The sequence below is a fragment of the Microbacterium sp. 1262 genome (genome assembly GCF_040544895.1).
GTDB lineage: Bacteria > Actinomycetota > Actinomycetes > Actinomycetales > Microbacteriaceae > Microbacterium > Microbacterium plantarum.
Genome location: NZ_JBEPKU010000001.1, coordinates 426,084 through 439,382, shown reverse-complemented (window position 1 = coordinate 439,382; position 13,299 = coordinate 426,084). Strand labels below are relative to the sequence as shown.

At 70.8% G+C, this 13,299-nt stretch carries 11 protein-coding genes; 5 read left to right on the top strand and 6 right to left on the bottom strand.

The genetic code is table 11. The features are described 5' to 3' along the window. Positions 1-70 precede the first annotated feature (70 nt). The 3 genes from ABIC53_RS02060 to ABIC53_RS02050 are packed head-to-tail and all read right to left on the bottom strand — an operon-like array spanning position 71 to position 3,605. Positions 71-1,828: a proline--tRNA ligase gene (locus ABIC53_RS02060; RefSeq protein WP_354450144.1), complete on the bottom strand. Its 1,758-nt coding sequence runs from the start codon at positions 1,826-1,828 to the stop codon at positions 71-73. 50 nt (positions 1,829-1,878) lie between these two features. Continuing rightward, positions 1,879-3,078, bottom strand: a complete 1,200-nt coding sequence (locus tag ABIC53_RS02055; protein ID WP_354450142.1) for a hypothetical protein — start codon at positions 3,076-3,078, stop codon at positions 1,879-1,881. Next, positions 3,069-3,605 carry an RNA polymerase sigma factor gene (locus tag ABIC53_RS02050; RefSeq protein WP_354450140.1) on the bottom strand — a complete coding sequence of 179 codons (537 nt, stop codon included), beginning with the start codon at positions 3,603-3,605 and terminating at the stop codon, positions 3,069-3,071. Before ABIC53_RS02050 ends, ABIC53_RS02055 begins: the two co-directional genes overlap by 10 nt. Positions 3,606-3,740: 135 nt before the next feature. Here ABIC53_RS02050 and pcp point away from each other — a divergent pair, with 135 nt between their 5' ends. Then, positions 3,741-4,376, top strand: a complete 636-nt coding sequence (gene pcp, locus ABIC53_RS02045; RefSeq protein WP_354450138.1) for a pyroglutamyl-peptidase I — start codon at positions 3,741-3,743, stop codon at positions 4,374-4,376. Positions 4,377-4,391: 15 nt separating this feature from the next. Here pcp and ABIC53_RS02040 read toward each other — a convergent pair whose 3' ends face one another. Further along, positions 4,392-5,462, bottom strand: coding sequence for a hypothetical protein (locus tag ABIC53_RS02040; protein WP_354450136.1), 1,071 nt, complete (start codon positions 5,460-5,462; stop codon positions 4,392-4,394). A gap of 67 nt (positions 5,463-5,529) precedes the next feature. After that, on the bottom strand, positions 5,530-6,660 hold the full coding sequence (gene ispG, locus ABIC53_RS02035) for a flavodoxin-dependent (E)-4-hydroxy-3-methylbut-2-enyl-diphosphate synthase (protein ID WP_023955151.1): 1,131 nt from the start codon (positions 6,658-6,660) through the stop codon (positions 5,530-5,532). A gap of 238 nt (positions 6,661-6,898) precedes the next feature. On the opposite strand from ispG, the gene ABIC53_RS02030 reads away from it, so the two are divergent. Further along, the gene (locus ABIC53_RS02030) at positions 6,899-8,836 is read left to right on the top strand and encodes an anthranilate synthase family protein (RefSeq protein WP_323986152.1); all 1,938 of its coding nucleotides are present in this window, start codon (positions 6,899-6,901) and stop codon (positions 8,834-8,836) included. A 25-nt stretch (positions 8,837-8,861) separates the two neighbouring features. Here ABIC53_RS02030 and ABIC53_RS02025 read toward each other — a convergent pair whose 3' ends face one another. Further along, positions 8,862-10,166, bottom strand: coding sequence for a M50 family metallopeptidase (locus tag ABIC53_RS02025; protein ID WP_274178781.1), 1,305 nt, complete (start codon positions 10,164-10,166; stop codon positions 8,862-8,864). Between the two features lie 80 nt (positions 10,167-10,246). Between ABIC53_RS02025 and ABIC53_RS02020 the strand changes: the two genes are divergently transcribed. The 3 genes from ABIC53_RS02020 (at position 10,247) to ABIC53_RS02010 (ending at position 13,242) form a co-directional block, all read left to right on the top strand. Next, positions 10,247-10,810 (top strand): hypothetical protein, encoded by a 564-nt coding sequence (locus tag ABIC53_RS02020; protein ID WP_282501304.1) that lies wholly within the window; start codon positions 10,247-10,249, stop codon positions 10,808-10,810. A gap of 56 nt (positions 10,811-10,866) precedes the next feature. Then, positions 10,867-11,568, top strand: a complete 702-nt coding sequence (locus ABIC53_RS02015) for a DUF1775 domain-containing protein (RefSeq protein ID WP_274178783.1) — start codon at positions 10,867-10,869, stop codon at positions 11,566-11,568. Positions 11,569-11,634: 66 nt separating this feature from the next. Next, the gene (locus ABIC53_RS02010) at positions 11,635-13,242 is read left to right on the top strand and encodes a Mur ligase family protein (protein WP_274178784.1); all 1,608 of its coding nucleotides are present in this window, start codon (positions 11,635-11,637) and stop codon (positions 13,240-13,242) included. Positions 13,243-13,299: the final 57 nt, after the last annotated feature.

The following is a 13,299-nucleotide window of genomic DNA, read 5'->3' as shown; positions in this document are numbered from 1 at the left end:
CCTGTCGACCGCAGGAACACGTGCGCCGGATGCCGCAATCTGCGCGGCATCCGGCGACCGGGCGCTGAGATCAGCGGGCGGTGAGTCGCGCGACCGCGTCGGCCGCGGCGAGGGTCTCGCGTTCGCCCGTCCGACGGTCCCACAGCTCGACCTGGCCGTCGGCCGCGCCTCGCCCGACGATGAGGATGCGCGGCACGCCCACCAGCTCGGCGTCGCCGAACTTCACGCCGGGCGACACCTTCGGGCGGTCGTCGTAGACGACCTCCAGGCCCGTCGCCTCGAGCTCGCCCGAGAGCTGCTCGGCCAGCTCGAAGGCCGCGGCGTCCCGGCCGGTCGCCACGACGTGCACGTCGAACGGAGCGACCGACGCGGGCCAGATGAGTCCACGCTCGTCGTTGTTGAGCTCGGCGATGATCGCGAGGATGCGGGTCACGCCGATGCCGTACGAGCCCATCGTGACCGTGACGAGCTTGCCGTTCTCGTCGAGGACCTTCAGCCCCAGCGCCTCGGCGTACTTGCGGCCGAGCTGGAAGACGTGACCGATCTCCATGCCCCGCGCGATCGAGACCGGGCCCGAGCCGTCGGGCGCCGGGTCGCCCTCGCGCACGGTGGCGACCTCGACGAACGCGTCGGCCGTGAAGTCGCGGCCCGCGACGAGGGAGTGCACGTGCTTCTGGTCGATGTTCGCGCCCGTGATCCACGAGGTCCCGTCGACGACGCGGGGGTCGAGGACGTAGCGGATGCCGGTCGCTGACTCCTCGCCGAGCACCGGGCCCTCGGGCGACCAAGGGCCGATGTAGCCCTTGACCAGCAGCGGATTCTTGGCGAAGTCCTCGGCCGTCGCCGGCTCGACCTCGGCCGGCGCGAAGGCGACCTCCACACGCTTGTCGTCGACGTCGCGGTCGCCGGGCAGGCCCACGACGACGAGCTCCCGCGTGCCGTCGAGGTGCGTGAGAGCGAGCACGACGTTCTTGAGCGTGTGCGCCGCGGTGAACTCGCCCTCGAGGGTGGCGTTGACGTGTGCCACGAGCGTCTCGATCGTGGGGGTGTCAGGCGAGTCGAAGACGACCGGCTCCGGCAGCCCGTCGATCGGCCCCGCCTCGGGGACGACCGTCGTGAACGCCTCGACGTTCGCGGCATATCCGCCCGCGGAGCGCACGAACGAGTCCTCGCCGACGGGGGTCGGGTGCAGGAACTCTTCCGAGCGGGAGCCACCCATGGCCCCGGCATCCGCCTGGACGATGACGTATTCGAGACCGAGGCGCTGGAAGATGCGCTCGTACGCGTCGCGCTGGGCCTGATAGCTCGCCTCGAGCCCGGCGTCGTTCGCGTCGAACGAGTACGCGTCCTTCATCGTGAACTCGCGGCCGCGCAGCAGGCCGGCACGGGGACGGGCCTCGTCGCGGTACTTGTCCTGGATCTGGTAGATCGTCAGCGGCAGGTCCTTGTACGACGAGTAGAGGTCCTTGACGAGGAGGGTGAAGGCCTCCTCGTGGGTCGGAGCGAGCAGGTAGTCGCCGCCCTTGCGGTCGTGCAGGCGGAACAGCAGGTCGCCGTACTCCTCCCAGCGTCCCGTCGCCTCGTACGCCTCGCGCGGCATCAGCGCCGGGAAGTGCACCTCCTGCGCACCGGCCGCCGCCATCTCCTCACGCACGACGCGCTCGATCTTGGCCTTGACGCGCAGGCCGAGAGGCAGCCAGGCGAAAATGCCCGCCGCCTGCGGTCGGATGTAGCCGGCGCGGATCAGCAGCTTGTGACTGGCGACCTCGGCGCCCGCGGGATCTTCACGGAGCGTGCGGAGGAACAGGTGCGACATACGGGTGACCACGAGTCGAGTCTACGGATGCCGCGGGGCCGCGGTGTGCGCGCGATCGTTCCTCACCCCGCCGCGTCCCGCATCGCCGACAGCACGCGCTCCGCGGCATCCACGACGTCCGGCGCCTCCATGATCTCGACGACGTTCACGCCATCTGTCGCGAGGAGGTAGGAGCTGTCCGGACGGATAGCCCCGACGCCCTGCACGGCCTCGGTCGCGCCCGCGACGTCGACCGGCACCGGGACGTCTCGTCGCCCGTCACCTGCAGCGAGTCGATCCCATTCCCATGCGCCTCCGGGATAGATCGTCACGATGACCGCGTCGAGACGGGCTGAGTTCGGCGCGTACCAGCGGCAGACGGTGCCGAGCCCCGCGTCGCGCGCGATCTCGATGTGAACGTCTGTGCCGAAAGCCGAGGGGTACCCCTCGACGAAGTCGGTCGTGCCGAGGATGTCGGCCACCGAGACCCGTTCCCGCAGCTCATCGCACGTCGTCGGAGACCACCACGAGGAAGTGCGCGCCGCCGGCATCGGACGACCGGCATTCTCGAGGGCTGACATGAAGAGCGGGGCAACCGCGTCGAGTCGGGCCGTGACGACGTCATTGCTGACCCCGTCAGCGTTACCGAACACGCCGCTGACCGTCACGAGCATCCAGGTGTCGCCATCGGACACCGCCCGACGACAACCCTCGCTGTCGTAGCGGAAACCTTCGCAGACCGTGTCGGAGTACGTGGAGACGACGCTCGCGGGAACAACGTCCGCGGGGAGGGCGGACACCTGCACGGATTCGAAAGTGCTGGATTCCCACGAGCAATCGAGACCGCCGAGCGTCCGGACCTCGGGCGTGCTGAGGTCCGTCGCGGGGCCGAGCTCGACCCCGACAGCCGACGAGAGCGCGCTCGCATCGAACACCTGTGTGCAATCGCCCCTGAAGGCCATGGTCGGCGCGGACAGCTGCGGCTCCGCATCCGGAGTCGCTGTCTGGGTGGGCGAAGGCTCCGCCGTCGGAGTGGGGGAAGGCGTGGGTGTGGGCGTCGGCGTCGGCGTGGACGTCTCGACCGGAGTCAGGATGCGGTCGTCCGGGCGGAGGGCCGCGAAGGCGACGCCCGCGACGACGACTGCCACGAGGGCGGACGCGGCCGCTCCCGCGACGATGCGCGAGCGGCGCGCGCGGGCGGCGCGCAGCCGCTTCACACCCCCGACGACACGATCGCGCAGATCGCCGTGCTCGTTCGGGGTGAGCTGATCGTTCAGGTCCACGATGCCTCCAACGCCGTCATCTCGTCTCGTAGCCGGCTCTTCGCCCGTGAGAGGCGTGATTTCACCGTGCCGACCGGGATGCCCAGGGTCTGCGCGACGTCGCGTTCCGGGTAGCCCTCGAGCACGCTGAGGACGACGACGCTCTGCTCACCGGCCGGCAGCTGCTTGAGCGCCGCGAGTACACCGCTCTCGTCGTGGGCGGACGGTGCCGCGGATGCGGACGCCGCAGGGGTCTTCGCCAGCAGCGCTCGGTAGCGCCGCCCCGCTCGCTCGAGATTGCGAGCCGCGTTCGCGACGGTCGTCAAGAGCCACGGCAGCGGCGACCCGTCGACCAGGCGCACGCTCGCGCGCTTGCGCCAGAGCTCGAAGAACGCGATGGCGACCGCGTCCTTCGCATCCTCGCGATCGGTCAGCAGCCGGGTCGCGTGCCGGAACAGTCGCGACTCGTATCTGTCGAACAGGTCTCCCAGCGCGGACTCGTCGCCCGCCCGCAGTCGCTGCCATGCAGCGGCCTCATCATCTCCCACACCATGTAGTGTCCGGCACCACCGAGAAGGTTCGCGGTCGTGCGAACTAATCTGAGCGGATGACGACCGTGCCGGAGGCCGTGGAGCAGCGACTCGCCCCGGTCGAATGTCGGAGCGGCCGCCTAGCCTGAACTCATGAGAACCGTGCTGCTGACTGGATTCGAGCCGTTCGCCGGAGACGCGACGAACCCATCGGGGGACGCGGTGAACCTGGTCGCCGACCATTGGACGGGCCCGGAGAACCTGGTCATGGCGGTGCTGCCGGTGACCTTCCACGGGGCCAGGTTGCAGCTGCTCGAGCTCATCATCGAGCACTCCCCCGACGTCATCATCGCGACCGGCCTGGCCGGGGGCCGCACGGGGATCGCTGTCGAACGAGTGGCGCTCAACCTCAAGGACGCGCGAATCCCGGACAACAGCGGCGAGCAGCCCGTCGACGAGCCGTCGGTCGGGCACGCGCCCGACGCACACTTCGCGACGCTGCCCGTGAAAGCGATCGCCGCGGACATCATGGCGGCGGGCATCCCCGCCTCGGTCTCATACTCGGCGGGCACCTTCGTCTGCAACCACGTGATGTTCACGGCCCTGGATGGCGGCGAGCCGGGCGATCGCGCCGCCGGCTTCATCCACGTTCCCTACGCCACCGAGAACGCACCCGAGGGCCAGCCGTCGCTGCCGCTCTCGGACATTGCGCAAGCGTTGCGCATCGCCATCCGCACCTCCTTGGACACCGAGGTGGACCACTCGTACGCGGCAGGCTCCATCTGGTGAGAGGCAGCTGCCTCGTCAGCTCGAGAGCGCGGAGAGCATTCGCCCGAGGACCTGCCCTGCGAGGTCGAGATTCTCGTCGTAGAGGCTGACCACGTTCACTCCGTCGGTCGCGAACGCCTTGTACGAGCCGTAACCCCAATCTGTGGCGAAGGCGTCGGTCGCACCGGCCACGTCCAGCTCGACAACCGATGACTCCGCCGCCCGCCCGCGCAACTCGTCCCACTGCCACCCCAGGCCCGGCGCGACCTGCGGCGAGAGGATGTGGAACTCGTCCGTCTCGTAATCTATCCGCTCGCCGTCGGAGAACAGCGGACACGCTCGGAAGACACCCGCCGCTGCCAGCAGGACCTCCTCCGGCTGCTCGGAACCCTCCCAGTAGCCGTGGCGATACGGACCGATCAGTTCCTCGAGGCCCATGGCCTCGCCGAGCCACACGCAGTCGGGAACCGGCCAGACGTCATCGGTGGCGGCAGCGCGCCGAGGCTGCGTCGCCGTCGGTAGGTTGGCGGCGACCGCTTCGATGGCTGCACCCAGCAGCTCGTCCGGGGTCTCGACCGCGCCCCAGCCGGCATTCGCGCCGACCCACACGTCGTCCACCACGCGCCCGAGACGACAGTGGTTGGCGTCGTAGCTGGGCTCGCAGGTCGCCACGGAGTAGCGCGCTGCGAACTCGTTGCTCACCTCCACCGCCGGAACCACTGTCATGGTGAGGCTGCCGATACCTTCGGGAAGATCCGCGCCTTCACCGGCGAACCAGGTACAGGCGAGGCCCCCGAGCGTCCCGAGGGGCTCGACGTCGACCTCCACCGGACGCTCCGCGTCCCACGCGAGGTACTGTTCGGCCCGGGTCAGCGACCCCGCACCGAGGAGCTCGTCGCGCTGCTCACCCGTGAGCATCTGCTCGCAGTCGCCGTCGAAGGCCCGAACGGGCTCGAGGTTCGGCGTCGGCGTGGGCGTCGGGGAGGGCGCGTCCGAGGACGGGCGCGCCGGCGTCGGTGCTTCCGCCGCTCGGTCGACGGGAGCGCACCCCACCGCGAGAGTTGCGGCGAGCGCGAGGGACAGGAGCGCGGCAGGACGGCGAAGCACGCAGCCAGCCTGGCAGGACCGGCATGCCGGCCGCGGCATCCGCCGTCGAAGCTTTATGGAACCGATCTCAGGCGGTGACGACCTGCGCCGTGCCGAGCGGCGCGTCGGGACCGAGCTCGTCGGCGATACGGCGGGCCTCTTCGATGAGGGTCGCGACGATCTCCGACTCGGGCACGGTCTTGATGACCTCGCCCTTGACGAAGATCTGCCCCTTGCCGTTGCCCGACGCGACGCCGAGGTCAGCCTCCCGCGCCTCGCCCGGCCCGTTGACGACGCAGCCCATGACGGCGACGCGCAGCGGCACGGTGACATCCTTCAGACCCGCGGTGACGTCGTCGGCGAGCGTGTAGACGTCGACCTGCGCACGCCCGCACGAGGGGCACGAGACGATCTCGAGCTTGCGCTCCCGCAGGTTGAGCGACTGCAGGATCTGGTGTCCGACCTTGACCTCCTCGGCCGGCGGCGCCGACAGCGAGACGCGGATCGTGTCGCCGATCCCCTCGCCCAGCAGGATGCCGAACGCGGTGGCGCTCTTGATCGTGCCCTGAAACGCCGGCCCCGCCTCGGTCACCCCGAGGTGCAGGGGCCAGTCGCCGCGCTCGGCGAGCTGCCGGTAGGCCTTGACCATGACGATCGGGTCGTTGTGCTTGACCGAGATCTTGAAGTCATGGAAGTCGTGCTCCTCGAACAGCGAGGCCTCCCAGACGGCGCTCTCGACGAGCGCCTCCGGCGTCGCCTTGCCGTACTTCTCGAGCAGGCGCCGGTCGAGAGAGCCGGCGTTGACGCCGATGCGCAGCGAGACGCCGGCGGCCTTCGCCGCGTTCGCGATCGCACCGACCTGGTCGTCGAACTTCCGGATGTTGCCCGGGTTCACGCGCACCGCGGCGCATCCGGCGTCGATCGCCTGGAAGACGTACTTCGGCTGGAAGTGGATGTCGGCGATGACGGGGATCTGGCTCTTCTTGGCGATGATGTGCAGTACATCCGCGTCGTCCTGCGAGGGAACGGCCACGCGCACGATCTCGCAGCCGGATGCCGTGAGCTCGGCGATCTGCTGCAGCGTCGCGTTGATGTCGGTGGTCGGCGTCGTCGTCATCGACTGCACGCTGACGGGGGCTCCTCCCCCGACGAGCACCTTCCCGACGCGGATCTGCCGGCTCTTGCGGCGAGGGGCGAGGACGTCCGGAACCTGGGGCATCCCGAGATTGACAGCTGGCACGGGCACAGCCTACGCGGCACCGCCGCAGACGGGCTGGGAGCCGCGCGACACCGCGTCCCCGGCGCGGGTGTGATAATTTCGGCCCATGCGCACGCGCCTCTCCTGGTGGCACACCGCCTAGGCGGTGTGTTCGACGTGCACACGTTTCAGACCGCCCGGCGTTGAAGGCCCGGCGGTCTTCTTCGTGGGGCGGGCGCTCCGACGAAGAAAGACGACGATGACCGGTTCTCTCCCGACCCTGACCGATCTCGCGGCGAGCGGTGCGCCCTTCGCGCTCATCGCGCGCGACGGGGCGACCGTCGAGGTGCTCCGCGGCGACGTCGTCGACGTCGACCGGCTCGCCGACATCCCGCTGGACGATCCCGACGGCACACCGCGCGAAGTGCTCGCCCTCGTGCCGTTCCGCCAGGTCGTCGAACGCGGCTTCGTCTGCCACGACGACCGGGCACCGCTGCGCTGCCTGCGTGTCGCCGACCACGATTCCCTGCCCCTGGCCGAGGCACTGCGCCAGTTGCCGTCGGAGCGGGTGCCGCTCGAGGACGCCGGGTTCGACATCTCCGACGAGGACTACGCCGAAATCGTCCGTCGCGTGATTGCCGACGAGATCGGCCGCGGCGAGGGCGCCAACTTCGTCATCCGGCGCGACTTCACCGCGACGGTCGAGACGGATGCCGTCACCGCCGGCCTCACCTGGTTCCGGGCGCTGCTGCAGCACGAGCGCGGCGCCTACTGGACCTTCCTCGTCGTGACCGACGGTCACGTCGCGGTCGGCGCCAGCCCGGAGGCCCATGTCAGCGCGCGCAGCGGGGCGCCCGCGGAGCCCGGCACGAGCATCGTCACGATGAACCCGATCTCCGGCACCTTCCGCCATCCCCGCGGTGGCGCGACCGCCGAGACGCTGACGGAGTTCCTCTCCTCCACCAAGGAGACCGAGGAACTGTTCATGGTCGTCGACGAAGAGCTGAAGATGATGTCTGCGGTCTGCTCCGACGGGGGCCGTATCACCGGCCCTCATCTGAAGGAGATGTCGCGCCTGACCCACACCGAGTACATGCTGCGCGGCTCGAGCACCATGGACCCCCGCGACATCCTTCGGGAGACGATGTTCGCACCCACCGTCACGGGGTCGCCGATGCAGAACGCCTGCACGGTGATCGCGCGGCACGAGCGGACGCCCCGCGGCTACTACTCCGGTGTCGCCGCCCTCTTCACCCCCGCGGCGGGAGGCGGCCACGACCTCGACGCCCCCATCCTGATCCGCACGGCCTATCTCGTCGACGGCCGGCTGCGCGTGCCCGTCGGAGCGACGCTCGTTCGGCACTCCGACCCGGCGGGCGAAGTGGGCGAGACCCACGGCAAGGCGGCAGGCGTCCTGGGCGCGATCGGCGCCGTCGACCGCGACGAAGCGCCCGCGGCGATCGCCGACACGACGGCGGTCGACGAGGACGCACCCGCCGCGCACCGCCCGCGGATCGGCGACGATCCGACGATCGCGGCCCTGCTCTCCTCGCGCAACGCGCGTCTCGCGCAGTTCTGGCTCGACCCGCAAGCAGCGGGGGGCGGCCCCTACGCGGGCCGCGAGGTGCTGGTCGTCGACGCCGAGGACCGGTTCACCACGATGCTCGGGCACCAGCTGCACCACCTCGGGTTCGCCGTTCGCATCGCTCCCTGGCACGAGGTCACGGATGCCGCGGTCGACGAGGCCGGTCTCGTCGTCTTCGGCCCCGGCCCGGGCGATCCGCGCGACGGCGCCAGCCCTCGCATCGCCCGTATGCGCGAGCTCGTCGGCCGGCGCGCCGACGCGGGCAGGCCGCTGCTCGCCGTGTGCCTGAGCCACCAGATCCTGGCCGACCGGCTCGGGATCGCGCTGGCCCCCCTCGCGTCGCCCCATCAGGGCCTGCAGAAGAGCGTCGACGTGTTCGGACAACCCGCGTCCATCGGCTTCTACAACACGTTCACGGCACGCGTCGCCCCCGGCACCGAACGCCTGGGCGACACCGAGATCGCGGCGGACCCGTCGTCGGGTGACGTGTACGCGCTCCGGGGACCGGCGTACGCCTCCGTGCAGGGGCATCTCGAGTCGATCCTGTCGCGAGATGGTCTGCCGACACTCGAGCGGCTCATCGGATTCGCGCTCGAGCCCGTCTCCGCCTGATCGCGCCGCGTCGGCGGCGAGCGCGTCAGCCGAGGATCGAGATCGGGTTGAAGACGTCGGCGAGGATCAGCGTGCCGCCCATGACGATGAGCCCGATCACGACGACGAAGGTGACGGGCACGAGCTTCGTGGCGTCGACGGGGCGCGGAGGCGGGCGGCGGAAGAGCTTCGCCCAGGCGCGCTTGATCCCGTCCCACAGGGCCACCACGACGTGTCCGCCGTCGAGAGGCAGCAGGGGCAGCAGGTTGAAGATGAACAGCGCGATGTTGAGCGAGCCGAGCAGGTTCAGCACCTGGAAGGCACGGTCCTGAATCGGCGCGTCGGTCGCGGCCACCTCCCCGGCAATACGCCCGGCACCGACGACCGACAGCGGTCCGTTGGGATCGCGCTCCCCACCGGTCACGAGGGCGACTCCGGTCTCGTAGACCTTGACCGGCAGCTGCCAGATGACGCTCGCGACGGCACCCAGCCGCTCGACCGCGGCCTGCGGCCCCGTCCAGATCGGCTGCGGCACGTTGACCCGTGTTCCCGTCATGCCGACGAACCCGACCTCCTTGACCTCGGTCGCGCCGTCCGCCGTCGTCACGGGACGTTCCGCGGCGATCGGGGTGACCTCGAGCGTGACGCGGTCGCCGTCGCGCTCGACGACGACCGGGATCGTGCGTCCCGGCGACGCCTGGATGATCGCGGTCGCCTCGACATAGCCGGACACCTCGGTCCCGTCGACGGCGACGATGACGTCCCCGGGACGGATGCCGCCGGCCGCGGCCGGTGAGACGGGATCGCCGGGCTCGCATGTCGTGCGCTCGACGCCGGCCGGAACGACGCACTCGTTCACACCGGCGATCGTCGTGGAGACGCTCGGCAGCCCGATGGCGCTCAGCGCGATGCCGAAGAGCACCATCGCGAGCACGAGGTTCATCAGCGGCCCGCCGACCATGATGACGATGCGCTTCCACACCGAGAGCTGGTAGAACGCCGGACGCGCGTCGTTCTCGACGAGGGTCTCGGCGTTGGCGAGACGGGCGTCCTGCACCATCGCCCCGAAGAAGCGACCACTGCGCCGGGTGGCGGCGTCGGGCTCGTCGGGTGCTGGCGGGTACATGCCCGACATCGAGATGTAGCCGCCGAGAGGCAGCGCCTTCACGCCGTACTCGGTCTCGCCGAAGCGCCGCGACCAGAGCGTCGGCCCCAGGCCGATCATGTACCGGCCGACGCGCACGCCGAACAGCTTGGCGGGCACGAGGTGGCCGACCTCGTGCAGCGCGATCGACACGGCGAGCCCGACGACGAGCAGCACGACGCCGATGACGAAAGCGAGGACGGTCACGACCGCTCAGAGTACCCGCCGAGTCTTTGAATCGGCCCAGGCCGTAAACTCCCACTATGGAGCGGGCGCAGAGTGCGACAGTGCGGCGTGCTCGCGCGCTGCGCGGAACCGCCTCCGCCGCGATCGCCACCGTCTTCGCCGCCACCGCCCACACCATCTCGGGCGGGCTCGCGCCCTTTTGGCTCATCGTCGTCGCGACGCTGCTCGCTGCCCCCGCGGCCGTCTGGCTCGCCGGCAGGGCACCCTCGGCATGGCGGACCTGCCTCGTCGTGCTGGCGAGCCAGGGCCTGTTCCACACGTTCTTCTCCATCGCCGGCTCCACTGACCCGACGGCGCCCCTCGGGCACGTCCACGGCGGAACGCTCGCCGCGCTCGGGCCTGTCGCGCACACGCACGCCTTCGGCATGAACATGACCGCCACGCACGTCGTCGCGGCCGCCGTCACCGTCGCGACGCTCGTCGTCGGCGAGCGCCTCGTGCGCCTCATCCATCGCGGCATCCGTCGGTTCGTGCGTCTGATGTCGCCGTCGGTTCGCGCGCGGACGCCCCTGCTGCGTCCCGCCGTCGGGAGCACGCGCGTCGTCCCGGCACGTCGTCTCCGTTCCTCTCTGTCGCTGCGGGGTCCGCCGGTCGCCACCGCGTGACCCCCCCTTCCCGTAGCGGCCGGCACGACGCCGCCCGCATGTTCCGAGAGACGACAATGACCCTCACCATCACCGCGCGCCGCCGTGCGCGCCTGGCCGTCGGCGTGACCGCCGGCGCCGCACTCGCCCTGGCCCTTCCGCTGGCCGCCTCCGCGCACGTCCACGTGACGCCGGAGGAAGTCGCCGCCAACGGCTCGACCCGCATCGACTTCTCGTTCAGCCACGGCTGCGACGGATCGCCCACGACGGCGCTCGTCGTCGACATCCCCGCCGAGGCACAGGGAGCGACCCCCGTCATCGACGGCGCGTGGACCATCACCACCGAAGCGGGCGAGAACGGCATCCCCACGCGCGTCACGTACACAGCGGTGGCGCCCATCCCCGACGCCTACGCGGCCTCCGCCGGCATGAACGTGATCTTCCCGGGATCGGCCGAGGGCGAGAGCTTCGCCTTCCCCGTGACGCAGCAGTGCGAGGCGGGAGAGGCTGCCTGGGTGCAGGTCGCCGAGGACGGCCAGGACCCGGACGACCTCGAGTACCCCGCTCCCGTCGTGGTTGTGGGGGCGGCCGCAGCCGACGCGCACGGCGGTCACTCCGAGAGCGGCCACTCGTCCGCGGGCACGTCCGACGCCGCCGATGCCGAGGCGACGGCCGCGGCCGCGCCCGCGGCCGACCCGCTGCCGATCTGGCTCTCGGCCGGCGCACTCGTCCTCGCGGCTGCGGCGCTCGTCCTGGCGATCACCCGCCGACGCGCGTGAGCACAGCCGGGGCGGGCGCGTCAATCGGCGCGGCCGCCCCGGAACCGGGATGAGACAATGGTGGGAATGCCTACCGACGCCCCGAACCTCCCTCCCGTCCTCCGACCCGAGACGCCGCCGCGCCGCTCCCTGGCCGAGCTCGCCGCCCACGTCGGCGGCCGGATCGTCGGCGATGCATCCGACGTCTCGGTCACGGGTATCACCCTCGCGACGGCCGACCTGCGTCCGGGGGAAGCGTTCGTCGCGATCCGCGGCGCGGCGCGGCACGGCGCCGAGTTCGCGACGCAGGCCGCCGCGACGGGCGCCGCCGCGATCGTCACCGACACCCGCGGGGCCGAGCTCGCCGCCGACGCCGGCCTGCCCATCGTGGTCGTCGACGACCCCCGGGCCCGACTGGGCGAGCTCTCTGCCTGGGTCTACGGCACAGGCCGTGACGACCGCCTTCCTCTTCTCTTCGGCACGACCGGGACGAACGGCAAGACGAGCGTGTCGCACCTCATCGAGGGCATCCTCGGTCAGCTCGGAGCCGTCACCGGGCTGTCGTCCACGGCAGAGCGCCACATCGCGGGCGAGGTCATCGTCTCGCGGCTCACGACGCCCGAGGCCTCGGAGTTCCACGCGCTGCTCGCCCTCATGCGCGAACGCGGCGTCGAGGCGGTCGCCGTCGAGGTGAGCGCGCAGGCACTGACACGTCACCGTGTCGACGGTGTGGTCTTCGACGTCGCCGGCTTCACCAATCTCACGCACGACCACCTCGACGACTACCGCGACATGGCGGAGTACTTCGAGGCCAAGCTCCCCCTGTTCCGTGCCGACCGTGCGCGCCGGGGCGTGGTCTGCCTCGACTCCGAAGCCGGCACCCAGATCGTTGCGCGGGCCGAGATCCCCGTGACGACGATCGTCACACCCGCGATCGCCGAGTCGCCCTCCGCGACCGCGGACTGGACGGTCGAGATCGTCGCGGAGCGGCAGAGCGGCACCGAGTTCCGCCTGGTCGGGCCGGACGAACGACAGCTCACCACGACGGTTCCGGTCATCGGACGGCACATGGCCGCGAATGCCGGCCTCGCGATCGTCATGCTGCTCGAGGGCGGCTACGCGTGGGACGAGCTCGTGCGCGTGCTGGACGGGCGACGCATCGACGCTCACCTGCCGGGGCGCACGCAGCGCGTCTCGGGTGACCGCGGCCCGGCCGTGTACGTCGACTTCGGGCACTCCCCCGATGCGTTCGAGAAGACCCTGGCCGCCGTGCGGCGCGTCACCCCCGGGACCGTCGTCATGGTCTTCGGGGCCGACGGCGATCGCGACAAGACCAAGCGGCACGACATGGGTGCCACTGCCGTCCTCGGCAGCGACATCCTGATCGTTACCGACCACCACCCACGGTTCGAGGATCCCGACGCGATCCGGGCCACTCTCCTCGAGGGCGCTCGGCGAGCGCGACCGGATGCCGACATCCGCGAGTCGTCGCCGCCCGAGAAGGCGATCATCGAGGCCGTCTCGCTCGTCGGAGAAGGCGACGCGATCCTGTGGGCGGGGCCGGGACACCAGGACTATCGCGACATCCGCGGAGTCCGCACGCCGTATTCCGCTCGGGAGCTCGCCCGTCGCGCGCTCCGAGACGCCGGCTGGCCCGTGCCCGAACCGAGTTGGGCCGTGCCTTACGCCGACTGAGCGCGTTTGTGGTCGGACCACTGTGAAAAATCAGGGGTCTCCCGCCGTCCTGTCGCT

Coding starts and splice junctions, on each gene's coding strand:
- pcp (WP_354450138.1), top strand. CDS start 3,741: ATGAGAACCGTGCTGCTGACTGGATTCGAGCCGTTCGCCGGAGACGCG.
- ispG (WP_023955151.1), bottom strand. CDS start 6,660: ATGCCCCAGGTTCCGGACGTCCTCGCCCCTCGCCGCAAGAGCCGGCAG.
- ABIC53_RS02030 (WP_323986152.1), top strand. CDS start 6,899: ATGACCGGTTCTCTCCCGACCCTGACCGATCTCGCGGCGAGCGGTGCG.
- ABIC53_RS02015 (WP_274178783.1), top strand. CDS start 10,867: ATGACCCTCACCATCACCGCGCGCCGCCGTGCGCGCCTGGCCGTCGGC.
- ABIC53_RS02010 (WP_274178784.1), top strand. CDS start 11,635: ATGCCTACCGACGCCCCGAACCTCCCTCCCGTCCTCCGACCCGAGACG.